Origin of the sequence: Gottfriedia luciferensis, from assembly GCF_002156865.1 — a bacterium.
Taxonomy (GTDB): domain Bacteria; phylum Bacillota; class Bacilli; order Bacillales; family Bacillaceae_G; genus Gottfriedia; species Gottfriedia luciferensis.
The window spans coordinates 139,696-158,969 of record NZ_NCTA01000002.1 but is presented as its reverse complement, the minus strand read 5'-3'; the positions used below and the strand labels follow the sequence as shown (position 1 = coordinate 158,969).

The 19,274-nt window shown below is 35.2% G+C and carries 17 protein-coding genes, 1 pseudogene and 1 other annotated feature; of the genes and pseudogenes, 11 read left to right on the top strand and 7 right to left on the bottom strand.

Translation table 11 applies throughout. The annotated features are described in order from the left end of the window. Positions 1-18: 18 nt before the first annotated feature. Together B7R67_RS02990 and B7R67_RS02985 are read left to right on the top strand one after the other, a co-directional pair. Complete coding sequence (locus tag B7R67_RS02990) at positions 19-627, top strand: YczE/YyaS/YitT family protein (RefSeq protein WP_088067412.1); 609 nt, start codon at positions 19-21, stop codon at positions 625-627. A 91-nt stretch (positions 628-718) separates the two neighbouring features. Next, on the top strand, positions 719-1,522 hold the full coding sequence (locus B7R67_RS02985) for a YfkD famly protein (protein ID WP_088067410.1): 804 nt from the start codon (positions 719-721) through the stop codon (positions 1,520-1,522). Between the two features lie 162 nt (positions 1,523-1,684). Here the strand turns inward: B7R67_RS02985 and B7R67_RS02980 are convergent, their stop codons facing one another. Next, a complete protein-coding gene (locus tag B7R67_RS02980) occupies positions 1,685-1,903 on the bottom strand; it encodes a hypothetical protein (protein ID WP_088067408.1) in 219 nt (72 codons plus the stop codon). Positions 1,904-2,187: 284 nt separating this feature from the next. Beyond that, the gene (yfkAB, locus tag B7R67_RS02975; protein WP_088067406.1) at positions 2,188-3,303 is read right to left on the bottom strand and encodes a radical SAM/CxCxxxxC motif protein YfkAB; all 1,116 of its coding nucleotides are present in this window, start codon (positions 3,301-3,303) and stop codon (positions 2,188-2,190) included. Between the two features lie 187 nt (positions 3,304-3,490). Here yfkAB and B7R67_RS22290 point away from each other — a divergent pair, with 187 nt between their 5' ends. The 5 genes and pseudogenes from B7R67_RS22290 to rlmD all read left to right on the top strand — a co-directional run bounded on the left by B7R67_RS22290 (position 3,491) and on the right by rlmD (position 9,257). Then, on the top strand, positions 3,491-3,658 hold the full coding sequence (locus tag B7R67_RS22290; RefSeq protein WP_088067404.1) for an SE1561 family protein: 168 nt from the start codon (positions 3,491-3,493) through the stop codon (positions 3,656-3,658). A gap of 112 nt (positions 3,659-3,770) precedes the next feature. Beyond that, positions 3,771-5,288 (top strand): annotated as a pseudogene (locus B7R67_RS02965) (fumarate hydratase); the annotation flags it as partial. 558 nt (positions 5,289-5,846) lie between these two features. Further along, a complete protein-coding gene (gene pdaA, locus B7R67_RS02955) occupies positions 5,847-6,647 on the top strand; it encodes a delta-lactam-biosynthetic de-N-acetylase (RefSeq protein ID WP_235822071.1) in 801 nt (266 codons plus the stop codon). 352 nt (positions 6,648-6,999) lie between these two features. Beyond that, complete coding sequence (locus B7R67_RS02950) at positions 7,000-7,860, top strand: DNA-3-methyladenine glycosylase family protein (RefSeq protein WP_088067397.1); 861 nt, start codon at positions 7,000-7,002, stop codon at positions 7,858-7,860. 14 nt (positions 7,861-7,874) lie between these two features. Then, positions 7,875-9,257 (top strand): 23S rRNA (uracil(1939)-C(5))-methyltransferase RlmD, encoded by a 1,383-nt coding sequence (rlmD, locus tag B7R67_RS02945; RefSeq protein ID WP_088067395.1) that lies wholly within the window; start codon positions 7,875-7,877, stop codon positions 9,255-9,257. 199 nt (positions 9,258-9,456) lie between these two features. On the opposite strand, the gene B7R67_RS02940 is transcribed toward rlmD, so the two are convergent. Together B7R67_RS02940 and proB are read right to left on the bottom strand one after the other, a co-directional pair. Next, positions 9,457-10,704, bottom strand: a complete 1,248-nt coding sequence (locus B7R67_RS02940; protein WP_088067393.1) for a glutamate-5-semialdehyde dehydrogenase — start codon at positions 10,702-10,704, stop codon at positions 9,457-9,459. Between the two features lie 164 nt (positions 10,705-10,868). Beyond that, complete coding sequence (proB, locus tag B7R67_RS02935; RefSeq protein WP_088067391.1) at positions 10,869-11,972, bottom strand: glutamate 5-kinase; 1,104 nt, start codon at positions 11,970-11,972, stop codon at positions 10,869-10,871. A gap of 103 nt (positions 11,973-12,075) precedes the next feature. Continuing rightward, positions 12,076-12,288 (bottom strand) — a binding site (T-box leader). Positions 12,289-12,539: 251 nt separating this feature from the next. Here proB and proC point away from each other — a divergent pair. Next, a complete protein-coding gene (gene proC, locus B7R67_RS02930; protein ID WP_088067389.1) occupies positions 12,540-13,361 on the top strand; it encodes a pyrroline-5-carboxylate reductase in 822 nt (273 codons plus the stop codon). 381 nt (positions 13,362-13,742) lie between these two features. On the opposite strand, the gene B7R67_RS02925 is transcribed toward proC, so the two are convergent. The 3 genes from B7R67_RS02925 to B7R67_RS02915 are packed head-to-tail and all read right to left on the bottom strand — an operon-like array spanning position 13,743 to position 16,022. Further along, entirely contained in the window at positions 13,743-15,404 is a 1,662-nt protein-coding gene (locus B7R67_RS02925; protein ID WP_088067628.1) for a b(o/a)3-type cytochrome-c oxidase subunit 1, read from the bottom strand. A 1-nt stretch (position 15,405) separates the two neighbouring features. Further along, entirely contained in the window at positions 15,406-15,882 is a 477-nt protein-coding gene (locus B7R67_RS02920; RefSeq protein ID WP_088067387.1) for a cytochrome c oxidase subunit II, read from the bottom strand. 17 nt (positions 15,883-15,899) lie between these two features. Continuing rightward, on the bottom strand, positions 15,900-16,022 hold the full coding sequence (locus B7R67_RS02915; RefSeq protein ID WP_088067385.1) for a cytochrome c oxidase subunit 2A: 123 nt from the start codon (positions 16,020-16,022) through the stop codon (positions 15,900-15,902). 409 nt (positions 16,023-16,431) lie between these two features. On the opposite strand from B7R67_RS02915, the gene B7R67_RS02910 reads away from it, so the two are divergent. Genes B7R67_RS02910 through B7R67_RS02900 form a run of 3 tightly spaced genes read left to right on the top strand, consistent with a single transcriptional unit; the run spans position 16,432 to position 19,162 of the window. After that, entirely contained in the window at positions 16,432-17,085 is a 654-nt protein-coding gene (locus B7R67_RS02910; RefSeq protein WP_088067383.1) for a response regulator transcription factor, read from the top strand. A 25-nt stretch (positions 17,086-17,110) separates the two neighbouring features. Then, a complete protein-coding gene (locus B7R67_RS02905; protein WP_407920370.1) occupies positions 17,111-18,193 on the top strand; it encodes a PAS domain-containing sensor histidine kinase in 1,083 nt (360 codons plus the stop codon). A 48-nt stretch (positions 18,194-18,241) separates the two neighbouring features. After that, complete coding sequence (locus B7R67_RS02900; RefSeq protein WP_088067379.1) at positions 18,242-19,162, top strand: N-acetylglucosamine kinase; 921 nt, start codon at positions 18,242-18,244, stop codon at positions 19,160-19,162. The last annotated feature ends 112 nt before the right edge of the window (positions 19,163-19,274 follow it).

Genomic DNA, 19,274 nt, shown 5'->3' with positions numbered 1-19,274 from the left:
GATCGAAGGTGGAAATAATTGAATAAAATCATTCGGATTCTATTTTATATAATAGGACTACTTTTTTTAACATTAGGCATTAGCTTAGCAATTAAAGCTGGTTTAGGAGCGAGTGCATGGGATGCATTAGCTGTAGGAGAGTCCAAAACATTTGGTTTTTCTGTAGGAAATTGGATCATTATCAATTCATCTATTTTATTGTTTATAAATGCCTTTTTACAAAAGAAACGACCAGAATGGCTAGCAGCAATTACGTTTATATTAATAGGGCGATTTCTTGATTTTTGGCTAACTATCGAGTCGGAGCATTTATTTGATGCCAATATCGTTACTAGATACGTTCAATTAGTACTAGCAATCTTGAGCATGACAATAGGAATTGCAATTTATTTACAAGCTAAGTTTCCTTTAAGTCCAATTGATGACCTAATGATTTCATTTAATAAGCGATTCGGTGTAAGTTTAGGAGTTGCAAAAACAATAGGTGAAGTGTTCGCCTTAGTTTTAGCATTTCTACTTCAAGGTCCAATCGGTATCGGAACAGTATTAATAACATTCAGCATAGGACCAATTCTACAAAGAATAAGAGCTCCAATCGAAAAACTATTTTTAAAGCTGAGTTCGTAACTTAATTTTTCAATCGATTGAATACATATATTTACATAAATTGTTCATGCTAATAGTAAATAATTTCCTTATTTGTGAAAGGGGCATGAACATGTCTAAATGGCTAAAACCATTCATTCTTCTAAATATAATTTTCTTATTTATTTCTTTCAATAATGAAAAAACAACTTATGCAGCCAATTCTGAAATTAAAGTCCCCGGATCGGCAGCAAATGTTACGAAAGAGAATACTTATCCAAATCCAACGCAGGATCTTCCAGAACTCCAACCAGGAGAGTTGGCTAGAAAGTTACTAGATTCATCAAATGTAAAAATTGAGAATCCAAGTCTTATCCGCATGTTTAATGAATCATCAGTTAGTAAAGCTCCTTTTGCAGTAGGATACAATGCGAAGATTTTTTTAGGAGTTTGGCCATTAAATTATGAATCAAATGAGACAACGATCAATTGGCAATATAAAAAAATTAATACTAATTTTCTAGATAATAGAGGAGAAAAATCATATAAACGAGTAAAATACTACCAAAATTCACAACAAGTTATACGTGGTGGTTTAACTGCCAAAGTAAGGAATTCTGACGAAGTTATTAAATTAATGATGCATGATGCTTCTGAAAAAACGACTCTTCCTTTGGCTTTTCAAACTGTAATTGGTGCAGGGACTAAAAATGAACGATTCTATAATGTCCCGCCAAAGCAGCTCGGGTATTTATATACATACGCTCCTGCTGTAAATGAAAAAGGTAAAGTTACTTTTGGAGAAGTTTATTTAATCTTAAAAGGGAATAAAAAATCACTTCAAGTAAAAAATATAGTTTCACAAGGTGTAGGTGCGTGGATACCTGTTCAGGATTATGTATCATTTGGATATATTACATCTCCACATCCGAGATAAAATAAAAAGCATGCCATTAAAAGAAGGCATGCTTTTTTCACATTAAGATAATATAAATTGGTAGCGGAATAGAAACTTGATGTAGTTGCTAATTTTCGCTATTAAGTATAAGTGCAACTAAGCAACTGTTTTCGCCTATGGCTCTCCAATCGGGAATTTTCTTTACTTTAAGTTTTCAATTTGTTCCCAAGTTAAATTTTCTAATTGTCCCCAAGTTATACCGGTCGGTTTTGGTTTTTCCACTGCAAAAGCTTTAGTTGATTCAAAAGGATTTTTAAATGGAGTTAAGACAGTGAATCCGATTAGAAAAAATGTCAATTTCTTTAAAAAGTGTCTTCGATCTACTGTTTCAGTCTTAGGTGAGGTTTGATTAGTTTGCATATGCTGCCACCTCTAATTACAAAAATATTAGTGTATAGATTATTTTTATAGGATTGTTCTAAGATGTGAAAAAATAGGATGTCGTTTTTTGAAAAATTGGTAGTTCAAAAGTAATAACGTGATTTGCCGGGAAAGAATGTTAAAATTAGTTCACAATCAATCGTTTTCTGAAAACAGGGTCATATAACCAATTTTTATCATATAAAAAAAACAACGCCACAATACATAAAACTTTTTACTTATGTATCATAGCGTTACTTATATATCGGAAATTTTTTATTCTTTTAAAGCTTGGAACTTCTATTTGAGAAATCAGTAGTAGGATAATAGCTGTTTTTTACAAGAATATTAGGCCCCAAACATTTAACCGCAGGACAATGGCAACTAAGTTCTTTTGCTGTTTTAGATAATGTCCAAATATCATAAGCTTCTTGAAGTGTATTCGTTTGAATGTTGCCTAGGTGAGGTACATCACCAAAATCGGTAACAATGATACTACCATCAAAGACATTTACGTTTAAACGAGAGCGGCCATCAGGATCATTACGTAACGTAACATTTTTGCTATTGTAAAGTCTTTGAATAATATCTAAATCAAGTTGGTCATCACTACATGGATAGAAAGGTAGTGTACCAAATAGCATCCATATGTTTTCATCACGAACATCTAGCAATGTAGATATAGCTTCTCGAAGTTCCTCTTTTGTCAGTACTTCTAATGTACTTGCAAAATCACTTGCATACATAGGATGTACTTCATGACGTTGACACTTCATTTCATCAACAATTTGACGATGGATTTTTTCTAGGTATGGCAGAGTACGTTTATTTAGCATTGTTTCAGCAGATACCATCACTCCAGCTTCAGCAAGAAGGCGACTGTTCTCGATCATATTTTCAAATAACTTGGCACGTTGCTCATAACTAGGCTTGCGGTCCATCATTGCAAATCCTGCTTCAACAAATTCATCAACTGTCCCCCAGTTATGAGAAATATGTAATACATCTAAATAGGGAATGATTTTTTCATAACGTTCAAAGTCTAGTGTTAAATTTGAGTTAATCTGTGTACGAACTCCACGCTCATGAGCATATTTCAGTAATGGAATAACATAACCGTTTAGCATTTTATTAGATAGCATTGGTTCTCCACCAGTAATACTAATACAACGAAGCTTTTCAATCTCTTCTAGACGATTTAGTATTAGCTCAATTGGTAAAGCATTTGGATCCTTTGGTTGTAATGTATACCCAACAGCACAATGCTCACAACGCATATTACAAATTGTAGTTGTCGTAAACTCAACATTTGTAAGCTCATTTTTGCCATATTCCTCAACATCCATATATGCTTCCCAAGGATCATAAGTAGGTGTTATTTGTTGTAATAATTTTTTCATTTAAAAACTCCTTTAGGTACATAAAAGCACCCATAAGTATTATATAAATTTAATTTTCCTCAATTATTATAAGAAAGAATAGTAAGCATTGTATAGGAATAACTTCTTAAAATTAAAAAAAATGTCGAAAGTTTAACGATGCAGGGTATAATAAGACTATAAGTATATAAAAAGGAGCGAGAAACTCATGTCAAATTCAGTTGAACAATTATCTTATATTAAAGAACGTTTTAACTCGGTCATGGAAACGATTGAATCATTAGAAGCTGAAGAGCTAAGCTTAGAAGAATTAGATCAATTACTATCAGTTCTAGATGACTTAGAAACAAAATGTCGTGAGGTTAATCGCGCTTAAGGAAGTCCATTTAAATGGGCTTTTTTTTATGCCGTTTATTAAAAATTGTATTATAATGAATACGGGAACATTCTGGCTTTTTATAAAGGGTTGAGGGGGAGCAGTAATGCAACAGATACAAGAGAGTATTTATCAGTTAATTGTTGAAACATCAACAAATTTACCAAAGGATGTGCGTAAAGCAATCCGTCAAGCTAAAGCAAGTGAAACTGCTGGTACAAGAAGTGCGATCGCATTAGAAACGATTACAAATAATATTATGATGGCTGAGGGTGATGTTTCACCGATTTGCCAAGATACTGGTATGCCTACTTTTAAAGTAAAAACGCCAGTTGGTGTAAACCAGCTTGTAATAAAGGAAGCAATTTATGCTGCAATTGAACAGGCTACAAAAGATGGTAAGCTTCGTTCTAACTCTGTAGATTCTTTATTCGGAAAAAACAGTGGAAATAACTTAGGACCAGGTACTCCAGTTGTTAAGTTTGAACAACACGAAAGCGACTATATCGATATTCGCCTAATCTTAAAAGGTGGCGGATGTGAAAATAAAAATATCCAATACAGCTTACCATGTGAACTTGAAGGACTTGGTAAAGCAGGTCGTGATTTAGATGGAATCCGTAAATGTATACTACACAGCGTTTACCAAGCTCAAGGACAAGGCTGTAGTGCAGGCTTCATCGGAGTTGGTATTGGAGGAGATCGTACTAGCGGTTATGAGCTAGCAAAAGATCAACTATTCCGTTTAAATGATGATGAAAATCCAATTCCAGAGCTTAAAGCAATGGAAGAATATATTATGGAAAATGCAAACAAGCTTGGTGTAGGTACAATGGGCTTTGGTGGAGAAACAACTCTACTAGGCTGTAAAATTGGTGTAATGAACCGTTTACCTGCAAGTTTCTTCGTATCAGTAGCGTATAACTGTTGGGCATTCCGCCGTTTAGGAATGAAAATCAACGCTGAAACTGGTGAAATCTCAGAATGGATTTATCGCGATGGCGAAGAAATTAGCTTTACAAATGAGGTAACTGAAACAACTGAAGCACCTCGTGAAGTAAAATTAGTAGCTCCAATTACTGAAGAACAAATTCGCGAATTAAAAGTTGGAGACGTTGTTTCAATTAGTGGAATGATGTATACAGGACGTGACGCAATCCACCATCATTTAAAAGACCACGATTGTCCAGTAGATTTAAATGGACAAATTATTTATCACTGTGGACCTGTAGTATTAAAAGACGAAGAAGGCAAATATCATATTAAAGCTGCTGGCCCAACGACAAGTATCCGTGAGGAGCCATACCAAGGCGACATTATGAAAAAATTTGGCATCCGCGCTGTAATCGGCAAAGGTGGAATGGGTGCAAAAACATTAAAAGCATTAGAAGAGCACGGTGGAGTTTATCTAAATGCAATTGGTGGAGCAGCACAATACTACTCACAATGTATTAAAGAAGTAAAAGACGTAAACTACTTAGAATTTGGTATTCCAGAAGCTATGTGGCACTTACAAGTTGAAGATTTCAAAGCAGTTGTAACAATGGATTCACATGGGAACTCATTGCATAAAGATGTAGATAAGAGCTCACTAGAAAAATTAGCTACTATGGCTGAAAAAGTATTTTAATGAGTTAAAGCAATGTCATTTAGATGACATTGCTTTTTTTGTTGAGGGGATTTATGATGTGGGATATATGTAAATAGGATGAAGAAGGCTGCAAATAAAAGCCGATATACTGCAAATAAAGATGTGAGTGCATAAAGAGTATGAAAACGGCAAATAAAGAATGCGCATCTGCAAATAGGATGAAGAAGGATGCAAATAAAAGCTGACATACGGCAAATAGAGATGTGGCTGCAAATAAAAATATGAAAACTGCAAATAAAAGTACAAAAACTGCAAATAAAAAATGCATATCTGCAATTAATAATTCGAAAACTACAATTAAAAATTATAAAACGGCAAATAAAAGCATAAATACAGCAATTAACACGTCCAAAGCTGCAAATAAAGTGCAAGCTAACTACTTTTCGATTGTTATTAACTAATTTTTGACTAAATTAATCAAAAACTCGTTAGATTCTAGTTCTTTCTAAAAAATTTTATTTTAATTTCAAAACTATGCTAATACTGTTCATATTTCTAATTTATTTACAAATACTAGCTTTAAGTGAGGTGAATGAATTGAAAAAAATTATTTTATCTATTCTTACTTTCATCTTAGTATTTCCTAGTACTACATTTGCCTATAGTAATACGCCACATGGTTGGGGAATTGTTCGTACAAAAAATGAGATTCCACCGGATGCTGGTGAACAACTTAATAAACTGGTATTAAAAAGTGGGTCTGTTTATTTAGGAGATACTTCGAAAAAAGATGTATATTTGACTTTCGATAATGGATATGAAAATGGCTTTACACCGAAATTTTTAGATGTATTAAAGAAACGAGGTGTTCATGCTACTTTTTTTATAACTGGCCATTATATTAAGGAAAATCCTGAATTAGTAAAACGAATGGTAAATGAAGGGCATATAGTCGGAAACCATTCATGGAGTCATCCTGATATGACAACGATAGGGGATCAAAAAATCGTTGAAGAATTGGAACAAGTGAAAATGGCATACCAAGAATTAACCGGCCGAACAGATATGAAATATTTCAGACCTGCAAGAGGAGTTTTTAGTGAACGAACTTTAGCAGTAGTTAATAAACAAGGGTATGAAAATATTTTCTGGTCATTAGCATATGTTGATTGGAAAGTTGATCAACAAAGAGGTTGGAGATATGCGTACGATAATGTTATGAAAATGATCCATCCAGGAGCGGTTATTTTAATGCATACTGTATCAAAAGATAATGCGGAAGCAATGGATGCAATCATTACGGGTTTACATAAAAGAGGATATCGTTTCAAGAGTTTAGATGATTTAATGATGGAGAAAAATGGTTTTAATCCAGAGTTTTATTTACCGAAACAATGACTACTCTTATTTTATAAGGGTAGTTTTTTTACGAAAAACTATTGACTTTGATAATGATAATCGTTATCATTTGATTATAGCGAATATCAAATACCTATATCGCTATTTGATAAGTTTAGAAGCCTGATTGGACTTGAAAGTTTCCCCATTCCCTTAAAAATTTAATGTGTCAAAAAAAAAAGCTTGCCTAGTCCCCAAGCTTTTTTTGTTTTATAAAAGGTTAATTAGATAATTGAAATCTTTTTTAAACTAGAGATATTTGTCTCTAGTTTTTTGCGTTCCACACAAATTTACTTAAGAGGTACTTGTTATGCTATAATACACTTCAGAGTAATTAAGGAGGAACGGGAGCATGTGGAAGGAAGAAGTTTCTTTAGATACGCCATATCAATGGGAAGAAGTTTTAAAAAGATTAGAGCATGAACCAACATTTACAGTTCATACTGCTGAAAAGCGTTTAAGCATTCCAGTCTATATAGATGATGATCGCGCAATCGTAAAAGTTAAGCAAATAAATGATGTTCCAGTTCAATTTGAAGTAATTTGTGAACATGGAAATAAGGAAAAAATTCTTGAAGAAATTGCTACTATTTTACAATGGCAAACGGAATTTGAAGAACTACACCATCATTTAAGACAGACTACGATTTCTCCTCTAGTAGACCTTTTTGGACATACACCAATAACCGTATCTAATGATCCTTTTGCCTGTTTAATTACATGTATTATTCATCAACAAATACAGCGTACATTTGCAATACAAGTAACAAAACGATTTGTTCGAATGTATGGAGAAAGAATTGGTAATGCTTGGTTCTTTCCTTCGCCTGAAAAAATTGCTATGTTAACGATTGATGAATTAAGAGATTTACAGCTTAGTACAAGAAAAGCTGAATATATGATTGGAATTGCAAAAGCATGGAGTGAAGGAGTATTAAGTCACCAAGAGTATCGGAAATTGCCTTCAGAAGAAATAGCCAAGGAGTTAATTAAGCTTAAAGGGGTAGGTCCTTGGACGGTTGAGAATTTCTTATTATTTGGCTTAGGTAGAAAAGATATTTTTCCGGTTGGTGACGTTGGAATCCAAATTGCACTTCAAAAGCTTTTAAATTTAGATGAAAAACCTTCAAAAGAGATAATGGATTATGTGAAAGAGCAAGTTTCACCGTTTGGTAGTTATGCTGCCCTTTATCTTTGGAAGAGCATAGAATAAATGGAGTTGTATATATGAGTAATCAATTAACAAATAAATTAGAAGTAGGACAATCTTTTCCATTAACAATTAAGCGTATTGGAATTAATGGTGAAGGTGTTGGCTATTTCAAACGTCAAGTTGTATTCATTAAAGGAGCATTACCTGGAGAAGAAGTAGTTGCAGAAGTAACAAATGTCCGCAATGGGTATGCAGAAGGAAAGATTCAACGCATTAGAAAGGCATCACATGATCGTGTAGAGCCTACTTGTAAAATTTATGAAAAATGTGGTGGATGCCAGATACAGCACGCATCTTATGAAGGGCAACTTCGTTATAAACGAGATATTGTCATTCAAGCAATGGAAAAGTATGCGAAAGATTTACTAGAAAAAACGCCAATAAAAGAAACAATTGGTATGGAAAATCCTTGGAATTATCGTAACAAAAGTCAGCTGCAAGCTGGGCTAGAAAAAAATAAAATTATTGCTGGATTATATACACAAAACTCACACAATGTTGTGGATATTGGACATTGCCCAATTCAGCATGAAGATTTAAATAAAGTAACAGGTAAAGTGAAGAAAATTTTAACTCGTTTAAATATACCTGTTTATAATGAACGTAAAAATAAAGGGGTTATTCGAACAATCGTAGCTCGTGTTGGTTTACGTACAGGCCAAATCCAACTTGTTTTAGTAACGGGTTCGAAAGAATTCCCACAAAAAAATGAACTGATCAGTGAAATTAAAAAGAGAATGCCTGAAGTTACAAGCTTAATGCAAAATATTAATAATCAAATGACTTCAGTTATTTTTGGTCGTGAAACAGTTTATTTAGCAGGTGAAGAAGTAATCGAAGAAAAGCTAGGTGATTTATCATTTGAACTATCAGCAAGAGCATTTTTCCAACTAAACCCTGAACAAACAGTAAAGCTTTATGATGAAGTTAAAAAAGCAGCAGCACTTACTGGAACAGAAAAAGTTGTAGATGCTTATTGTGGTGTAGGTACAATCGGACTTTGGCTTGCAAAGGATGCAAAGGAAGTTCGAGGTATGGACGTTACAAAAGAAGCGATTATCGATGCAAAAACAAATGCATTAAGTCATGGATTTACAAACACTCATTACGAAGCTGGTAAAGCTGAACAAGTATTACCAAAATGGTTAAATGAAGGTTGGAAACCAGACGTTATCGTAACTGACCCACCGAGAACAGGCTGCGATGAAGAATTCTTAAATACAGTTTTAAAAATTAAACCAAAGAAATTAGTGTATGTATCTTGTAACCCTTCAACTTTAGCTAGGGATTTAAAGGTATTAAGTAAATCTTATGATGTGAAGTATTTACAGCCTGTTGATATGTTCCCGCATACTGCACATGTGGAGTGTGTGGCAGAGCTTGTTTTAAAGGCGTAAACAAATCAACTTCTGATAACCAAAATAAACCTTTGCTAAAATCAGAATAAACATCTGATAAATTGCACGAACAGGGAAAAGGAAAAAGGGGCGAACGCAGTCACCTCAAGCCTTTTCCCTCTTTTTGCATCAAGACTTTATTCGAAAAATAATAATGATTTGCTAAAAAAGTTGGAATGAAAAATGTGGAAAAACGGGTTTATCTCCGAATTTGTCCATTTCCACGAATCACGTATTTTGTAGAAGTCAATGCAGGAAGTCCCATTGGTCCCCTTACATGTAGCTTTTGAGTACTGATGCCGATTTCTGCACCAAAGCCGAATTCAAAACCATCAGTAAAGCGAGTCGAAGCATTATGGTAGAGCGCCGCGGCATCTACGGACGTGAAAAACTTGTTCACACTTTCTTCCCTTTCTGTAATAATCGCTTCGGAATGCATGGATCCATAAGTATTGATGTGGTTAATAGCTTCTTCAACAGAGGAGACCATTTTGACTGCCAGCGTGAGGGACAAAAACTCAGTTCCCCAGTCTTCTTCTGAAGCAGGTATAATTGAAGAATCGATAGCCAGTGCCTTCTTATCTCCACGTAGCTCTACTCCTTTTTCCTTTAAGGAAGAAAAGAGCTCGGTACCAAATCGGTACGCCCACTCCTCATGAAGTATAATTGTTTCAATTGCATTACATACAGATGGTCGCTGTGTTTTTGCATTTATAATAATATCAAATGCCATCTGTTTATCCGCTGTTTTATCAATGAAAATGTGACAATTTCCCGCACCTGTTTCCAATACAGGAACAGACGCTTCTCTCACTACAGTATCTATTAGCTGTTTACCACCTCTTGGGATAAGAACATCCAAATACTCATTTAACGTAAACAGCTGCTTTGCACTATCTCGCGACGTATCTTCAATGAGCTGTACGCTTTCTGGAGGCAAGCTCGTTTGTTTAAGAGCTCGGTGAATGACAGCTACGATGGCTTTGTTAGAATAAGTTGCGGAAGAACTGCCACGCAAGATTACTGCGTTTCCTGTTTTCAAGCAAATTGTGGCCGCATCCACAGTTACATTCGGTCGCGCTTCGTAAATCATCCCGACAACACCTAGTGGCACACGCATTTCTTGAATAGACAATCCATTCGGTCTTTCCCATGTGGTTACACATTCTCCAACAGGATCACGCAAATCAATTAGCTGCCGGATACCCTCTGTCATATCAATAATGCGCTGTTCATTCAGAGTAAGGCGGTCAAGTATAGAAGCAGACATTCCTTTTGCTTTACCTACTTCAATATCTCTTTTGTTCTCCTCCAAAATATAGGGTGTTTCTATTATCAATTGATCTGCAATCGCAGCAAGTGCCTTGTTTTTTTGAACTGTGGATTTGAGAACAAGTTCTCCAGCTATCTTTTTCGCTTTTTGTCCCTTTTCTAATACTTCATTCATCTTCATTTCCTCCTTTTTAAGATTCAAAATATAAACTTGAGGCATGTTTAACTTTGACAACTTGGTACGATCATCCAAGACTCTTCTACATAGATATTAAGTAGATCAATCAGATTTAGGACGGAGGATTACGCCCGCTACACTTGAACGGATCCTCTCTATTCTTAAAATGAAACCCAATTATCCCTATGAATGACTTCATAGTTATGTCTTACGCCTTGAGCCTGAATGACGTGACTCTGCATCCCTTTTATATCTCGTAGTTCCTCTGCACTATATCTACACTGACCTTTCCCTATCAAGAGTCCTTGTTGTGTAATGACCTCCACAACTTCGCCCGCTCGAAAGAACCCAGACACATTAGTAACACCAGCAGGAAGAAGACTTTTTCCATTATGTATGATGGCAGAGGCAGCCCCGGCATCTACTTCAATTTGTCCACTAACAAGCGAATGTAGCGCGATCCATTGCTTGTTCATCTTAATCACTTTTTGAGGAGCATTACCGATATACGTTCCATCACCTTTACCCTTCAAAACATCTAAAAACTTCTCCTGTCCAGATCCTGTTCCGATAAATACACTCACTCCAAGAGATAGTGCCGTCTTTGCAGCATCGATTTTTGATCTCATACCGCCAGTCCCAAGTTTTGAGCCCGCATCTTCAGCAAGAGAATCAATTTCTTCTGTAACCTCAGGGAGGAAATAATACTTTTTCGCATCCGCATTTTTCTGAGGGTTTTGGTCATATAAACCGTTCACATCCGTAAAAATCATGAGCATATCCGCCGAAACAAGCCCACTCACTAAAGCTGACAGCATATCATTATCACCAAAAGTGAGCTCCTCTAAAGAAATTGAATCATTTTCATTGATTATTGGTAGAGAGGAACGATTTAGTAGCTCTCCTAAAGTGGCATATGCATTACTGTATTGATCTTTTCTAGAAAAATCTGTTCTCGTCAGCAAAAGCTGCGCGGTAACGATACCATATTTACGGAATTCCTCCGTATACGCCTGCATTAACAGACTTTGTCCTACAGCCGCGGCAGCCTGCTTCCCTTTAATTGTTACAGGTCGACTTGGATACCCAAGAGCAGAAAAACCTGCAGCAATTGCCCCAGATGTAACCAGCAACACTTCATGTCCCTCCTGTTTCAATTGCGCCAAAGCAGCAACATGATCAGAAAGCTTATCCTCAGAGATACCTCCATGATTAACTGCCAAAGAACTGCTTCCAATTTTCACGACAATTCGCTGTTTTTTCACTTTTGTACCTCCTATTCTAAATGCGAATTTTTTTGTAAATTAAACTTCTAACATGCTATTTAGCAATAAAGAGCAAAATAAAAATGACCGCTTCGCCCTTAATAAAAAGGACGAAACGATCATTGTTCCGCGGTACCACCTTTATTGATATAAATATATATATCCGCTTGACACCTATAACGAAGGTATACGCCTAAACTTTCGTTTAAGACTCAGGGATAGGTTCGATACTTTCTATACGAGGAATCTTTCAGCCGGTGAATTCCACTCTCTTTCGCAAGAAGATATATGTACTAGTTCCCTTCGACGATTTTCAATTTGATTTTTATACATTATGCAATATAGTGCGTTTTTATGTCAAGAGGAATTTTTTAAATTGAATTAATTTTCTAAATATCTCTAAGCATAAAGTGAAATTCATGTCTAAACATAAGTTTTTTTATATTGCAAAAAACAATGTACTCTCTTAAAATGTTTTTTTATATTGTATGGGATATTATTAGTTTTTTCAGAATAATAATTTCAAACAGATATAATTTATTTTAGAAGGAGCAAAATTGAGTAAATATGGATAAACAAATTGGATTCATTGGATGCGGAAATATGGGGATAGCTATGATTGGTGGGATGATAACCAAAAATATAGTGCCTTCGGATAAAATAATTTGTTCAGATTTAAACCAGACAAATTTAAAAAATGCTAGTAAAAAATATGATATAACTATAACTACTGACAACAATGAGGTAGCTAAAAATGCTGACATTTTAATTTTATCTATCAAACCAGACCTATACTCATCAGTAATTAACGAAATAAACGAACAGATAAAAAACGATGTTATAGTCGTAACTATCGCTGCAGGAAAAAGCATTAAAAGTACTGAGGAAGCTTTTAATAAAAAGTTAAAGGTTGTAAGAGTAATGCCTAATACACCTGCTCTTGTTGGAGAAGGAATGTCTGCGTTATGTCCTAATGAAATGGTTACAGAAAAAGATTTAGAGGATATACTGAATATTTTTAATAGTTTTGGCCAAACAGAAATAGTAAACGAAAAATTAATGGATGTTGTAACATCTGTAAGTGGTTCTTCGCCAGCATATGTATTTATGTTTATAGAAGCCATGGCAGATGCTGCTGTATTAGATGGTATGCCAAGAAATCAAGCATATAAATTCGCAGCTCAAGCTGTATTAGGCTCTGCAAAAATGGTACTGGAAACGGGAATACATCCAGGTGCATTGAAAGACATGGTTTGTTCTCCAGGTGGAACGTCAATAGAAGCTGTAGCAATATTAGAGGAAAAAGGCTTAAGAACAGCTATCATTTCAGCTATAAAGCGTTGTACGCAAAAGTCTGTTGAACTATCCAGTCTCATAAAACATATGTAAAACAAAAAAAGGCGATTTTTTATTCAGTTTTGAACGTACACCAACATCTATTGTGTTGTCAATTACAGTTGACGCATGTGGATTGCCTAGCAGAACTTGTTTTAAAGGCGTACATCTGATAAAGAAGAAGAGGAAAATTGACGATCGTAGTCACCCTAGCCTCTTCATCTTTTTTATGTGAAAAAGTAAAAGGCAACGTTCTAATCAAACGTTGCCTTTTAGTGTCTAAATAAAATTCACTAACTCTGATATTTAGATTAGTTGAAACTCTATTCATGCTTCAATTTATTCTTCAATCGTATCAATTTCAACCCATATTGCGATACTAATTGTCATCACTAATATTAGTGAAAAGGTAAAAACAAACATATTATTCAACTCCTACCAAGTTATAAATCCTTTAGATCCAGTAGGCATATGATGGTGATGTTGCATCATAGCACCTAAAGGAATCGAATAGGCAATTGCAATTAATAGTAGAGCTATTCCAATCCATAGCCACCAGTTTTCCAAAATTTTGGGTGTATTTTCAATGTCACTTTCTGCTAGTGGAAACTCGACGAACTCGGTATTAGATTCTGCTTTTGGTAAAGTAAATAATGATTGTAAAACAATTAAGATTAAGATCATTGCTGATAGGAATAAGATTGATCCACCAACTGCTACTGTTACATGATTCGTTAAAAACCCGTTAAACCATTCCAATGCTGCGGGATGATTGGCATAATCTGTATATGCTGTTCGTCTTGGTGCTCCTAAAAGTCCTAAAATATGCATTGCAGTTGACATTAAGGTCATGCCGATTGACCAGGTGATAATTTGGATAAAAGCTAATTTTTGAATAGCTTTTGTTAGCTTTCTACCGGTCAAGTAAGGTATGAGCCAGAAAGTTAACCCGAAAAACGTCATTGCGACTGGAGTTCCTACTGTAATATGAAAATGTCCAACTACCCAAAGTGTGTTATGAATGACTTCATTTAATGAGAAACTTGCGTTAATGATTCCGCCAGCTCCACCAGGAATAAAGAAGAACATAGCTATAAATAAAGCAGTGAATCGAACATCTTTCCACGGTAATTTAAAAAACCAACCGAACAGTCCAGTAGCACCTTTTTTTCGTCCAGCCGTTTCAAAAGTTGCAAACATAGAGAATGCAGTCATTAATGAAGGAATAATAACCATAAACGTTAAAATTGTCTGTAGAAATTTCCAGAAACTAGAAATCCCAGGTTCTTGAAGTTGGTGATGGAATCCAACTGGAATTGAGAATAATAGAAATAAAATAAAAGACAGTCTTGCAAGTGAATCACTAAAGACTTTTCCACCAATCATTTTCGGAACAATGGTGTACCATGCGATATATGCAGGTAAAAGCCAAAAATAAACGAGCGGGTGACCAAAATACCAAAATAATGAACGGCTTAATTCAACGTTGATTGTATCTACCCAACCAAACGCCCATGGAATGAACTGGAATAGTACAGTCGCTGCCACACCTAAGCTCGCAATGATCCAAAGGACAATTGTCGTAATCGTCATAAATGCAAATAATGGGCTTAGTTTTCCTTTGTTTTGTCCCTTCCAAACAAGATAATGTCCGATTAGTGAACCTCCACTAAACCATGTACCAACTACAAATAAAGCTAAAGCCACATAAAACCATCCACTTGCTTTTAAAGGAGCGTAGAATGTATATAAAACCGAAGCTTTCCCTGATAGAATCATAACAACAGCTAACAATGTTCCAATCGTCATGACAAGATAACCAACCCAAGAAAAGAAACGTACTTTTGAGCCGAATCCACCCAATGTTTTACTCATGCCTGTAACTAAAAATCCAAAAATAAAATAGGTAGTAAAAACTAAGGCTAGTAATACACCATGGGCAGTTAAAACCTGGTAATAATCGAGCCATGCTGGAAGTTCTAAAGCATTATTTCTGATAAAAACCTGTAAAAGTCCACAAAATGTACCTATTAAAAAAGCAATATAGGCGGTTACGATATTTGTTAAGGCTAGTCTAGAGTCTTTTTTAGTAATCATATTATTCACCTTTTACCACCTCAATCGAAGTATGCATATATTGATGTCCTGCTCCACAATATTCATTACATAGAATTAAATAATTACCTGGTTTCTTGAACGTATATTCTTTAGTGTTAATACGTCCTGGTACGATCATCATATTTACATTTGTATTAATAATTGAAAAGCTATGAACAACATCAGTGCTCGTTAATTTAAAAACTATTTTTTTACCTACTGGAACTTGTAGTTTAGTAGGCTCATATCCAAATGTTTTAGCAATTAATACAACTTCATAGTGGTCACGATCTATTTTATTTACACCAGGATGATCAAATGGTGCAGTCTGATGCACTTTATTTGGATCAATTATGTCCATACCCGTTGCTGGGTGATGGTGAAAACCAAATGCAGTAATTCCGATGATTGTTAAAAATAAAATTAATGAAGTAATCCCAAAAGCCATCCAAATTTTTTCGTACTTATGCAAATGCATTTTAACACCTCTCCCATTTAACGATATAGATAGAATCCGTATATCCCAAACCAAAGTAGAAAAATAAAAATACCGATTCCAAACACGCTAAATAATGTACCTTTTAAGTCATCTACATTTTCTCTTCCTTCTTTTTTCATTCGTAAGACTATCCCCCTATAGAATCGATTTTCTCAAAGCTATTTCTTCAAAAAACTTTTTTTGATAACGTTTACTAAAAGTTTAGCAATGAGAATTTATTTCTACATACTAAGTGTAATTTAAATTTGAATGTCTAAGAATCAGGGGAAACTCTGAAGATAGTGGGAAAAAACCCTTAACAAAATTTTCAAAATTCCCCTATCCATTAGAGAATCATAAGTGATTCAAAAGTACTGTTTTTTCAAACTGGGAAACTTCCATATGAAAGAGGTACCAATATTAAAAAAAACAGCTAGACTCAAATTTTTTTTAGGGGTATAGTAATCTTGAAATTTTAATAAATAAACTAAAAATGCTTGTAAAGAGGAAACTTTGTTAAAAAGTTTTCAAATAAGGGTGGGGAAGACAATGGTACGTGTATTGCTTGTAGATGACCATATTGTCGTTCGGACAGGCCTAGAGGTTCTGCTGAATGGGAAAAGTGGAATCTCAATTGTTGGGGTTGCTGCAGATGGCGATGAAGCTATTAATCTTGCAAAAGAGCTAACTCCTGATATCGTGTTAATGGATTTAAGTATGCCGAATGGAAAAGATGGAATTACAGCAACAAAAATAATTAAAGAGTATATGCCAGATACCAAAATTCTAATTTTAACGATGCATGACAGTGATGAATATTTGTTTAGAGCGATTCAAGCAGGGGCTTCTGGATATATTTTAAAAAGTTCTCCCCATGAAGAACTACTGAATGCGATCCATTTAATTCACAAAGGTAACGCTTATTTAACACCTTCTGCAACAAAAAGATTAATGAACGAATATTTGATTAAGATGCAACAAGAAGGATTACAAAGCTCGTATGAAATTTTATCTGAAAGAGAAAAAGAAGTATTGGTTTGGATTGCTAGAGGATATTCCAACAAAGAAATTGCCGAACAATTAGTCATTAGCGTTAAGACAGTTGAAACGCATAAAAGTAATCTAATGGAAAAGATCGGTCTTCGAACGAGGCCTGACTTAGTAAAATATGCTTTTCAAAAGGGGTTGCTTGATTTTGAGTAAAGTAGATTTAAATTATCACTCTAAAATTATTGAGCAAATCGCTAAAAATAACTTTTCTCAAATTGACAAATTTATAGATGACCCTTCATTTCGTGACAATTTAAAATTGCTCCTTAAGCATTTGACTGATGTAAAAGTTGCATTAGACGAGTCTTCAATTGTCGTAATTACCGATCATCGTGGAGTGATACAGTATGTTAACGAAAAAACTTGTGAGATTTCAAGATATACGAAGGAAGAGTTGATTGGTCAAAATCATCGTGTTATCAGTTCGGGTTATCATCCAAGAAGTTTCTTTAAGGATTTATGGAAGACAATTGGCTCTGGGAAGGTTTGGCATGGTGACATTAAAAATAGAGCAAAAGATAACACGTTCTATTGGGTAAACACTACGATCATGCCTTTTGTAGACGAGAATGGAAAACCTTATCAATATTTAGCGATTCGTAATGAAGTGACAGCTTTGAAGGAAGCGGAAGAGGAAATTAAACGAATGATGCTAAAACTGATGCATATTCAAGAAGAGGAAAGAAAGCGTTTTTCACGTGAAATTCATGATGGAATTGGTCAGAGTCTATTTGGACTTACAATCCAATTGGATCACTTAATTGATAATCAAAGTAGCAAATCGACGGAATTGATAAACCTTCGAAATACGGTTACTGAAATAATTAGTGAAGTAAGGGGGCTTGCTTGGAATTTACGACCTTCAGTGCTTGATGATTTTGGGGTTATTCCTGCCATTCGAACGTATATAGATAATTTCAAACAGTATTATGACACTGAAGTAAAATTCGACTGTAAACTTCGAAGACGTCTAGAACCGAATGTAGAAACTGCGCTTTATCGAATTGTCCAAGAAGCATTAACGAATATTGGGAAGTATGCAGAAGTTTCCGAAGCACTTGTTGAAATATGGGAAGACGAAAAAGAAGTGCATGTTCGAATAACAGATCATGGCAAAGGATTTAATCCACTTATAGACCGAACAGGGGTTGGGTTATTCAGTATGGAGGAACGAGCTAGAAGTATCGGTGGATTTCTTGACATATGTTCTTCACAAGGACAAGGCACAGAGATTTCTTTATCGATCCCACTAGTGTATTAAACAAAAAGTAGGGAAGCATTCCAAAATGAGAGGGTGGATCAGCAAATAATGGATAATCGATTGATTATTGGAATGGATGGCGGAGGAACGAAAACGAGGGTTGTGGTCAAGGAGCAACCAGATGGAGAAACGCTATTTGACCAAAACTTTGGGACGTCTAATTATAATAACATCGGCATAGAAGGCCTTAGACCAATATTTCAAGAAATTTATAAAGCATTGATCTCTTGTTTTGCTGAACGATTAAATGATGCAATTCTCGTACTAGGTTCTGCAGGAATTGATCGACCGAAAGATATTGAAATCTATTTGTCAGCTTTACGTGAAAGTGGTTTTACATGTCATTTAGAAGTTGTGAATGATGCAGAAATTGCTCTTGTTGGTGGTAACGGCAGTCGAAAAGATGCTTTGATAATCGCCGGAACGGGTTCTATTGTGATGGGAATTGATTCGAAGGGTAAAACGATTCGCTCTGGTGGATGGGGTGGATTAATTAGTGACGAAGGTGGCGGCTTTAAAATAGGTTTACATGCGATTGCGGCTGTAATGCAGGAGCATGACAAGGTTATTGCCCCAACGACATTTACCAAAAAATTACTTGCTCATTTTCAATTGACAACTCCGGAAGATTTTGTGGATTTACTCTATTTAGACAAAACAATACCCGTTGATCAGGTAGCTTCATGTGCACCAATTATTCTTGAAGCATGGGCAAATGGAGACGAAGCTGCTCGGACGATTGTTGAAACAGAGCTTGAGAAATTAGTTCGTTTAGTCGTGGGAATCAGCAAACAAATGGGGTCAGAAAAATTCCGCCTATCCGTTGCGGGAAGCTTGTTGATTAAATCCTCCGATTATTTCAATGCGCTAAAAGAGAAGTTAAGTACAGCTTTACCACAAGTTGAGGTCTCTGTACCTCTTTATGATCCAGTAATCGGTGCCATTATTATTGGTGAGCAGTATAAGTAGGAATAGTAGTGAATAATTACAAAAACCACTATGAAAGCGTCGAATCCTAATGAGATTCAGCGCTTTTTTATTGTTTTCAATCGTATCAAATCAAAATAAACAATGGGAACGA